Annotated in this window: 1 protein-coding gene; it reads right to left on the bottom strand. The window is 75.4% G+C overall.

What is annotated here, in order from left to right:
• Positions 1–451: maltotransferase domain-containing protein (locus JL475_RS39380; protein ID WP_202282979.1), on the bottom strand; the 451-nt coding region annotated here is incomplete at both ends.

The following is a 451-nucleotide window of genomic DNA, read 5'->3' as shown; positions in this document are numbered from 1 at the left end:
CCAGGAGCCGTACAGGGCGCGTTCGCGTTCCACCAGCAGGGGCATCGGGTCGCCGGTGGTGACCGGTTCGCGCAGCGGGTGGCGGGCCAGGACCGCGTCCACCTCCGGCGTCAACGCCGCCGCCAACCGGGTGGCGCAGGGCAGGGAGTCGTCGTGGAGCCTCTTCGCCGCGGCGAGCACGGCGGAGCGGCCGTCGTCCTTGGGCACTCCGGCGGCGGCCCGCTTGTACAGGTCGCCGCCCTCCTCCAGCACCAGACCGGCGTCGATGCCGGCGTGCACCTTGATGCGCGCGTGGCGGCGCCAGGTCGTGATGGGGTCGCCCCACGCCTCGACGCGGTAGGTCCACCGGCCCACGGTGTCCGGGGTGATCTCCGCGCCCCACCGGTCCGTGCCCGGCGCCAGCTCCCGCATCGGGATGAACGGCCGCCGACGGCCCTCGGGGTCCTTCAGG

The sequence above is a fragment of the Streptomyces sp. M2CJ-2 genome, assembly GCF_016757295.1.
Lineage (GTDB): Bacteria > Actinomycetota > Actinomycetes > Streptomycetales > Streptomycetaceae > Streptomyces.
This window is presented reverse-complemented; position numbering and strand designations above follow the sequence as displayed.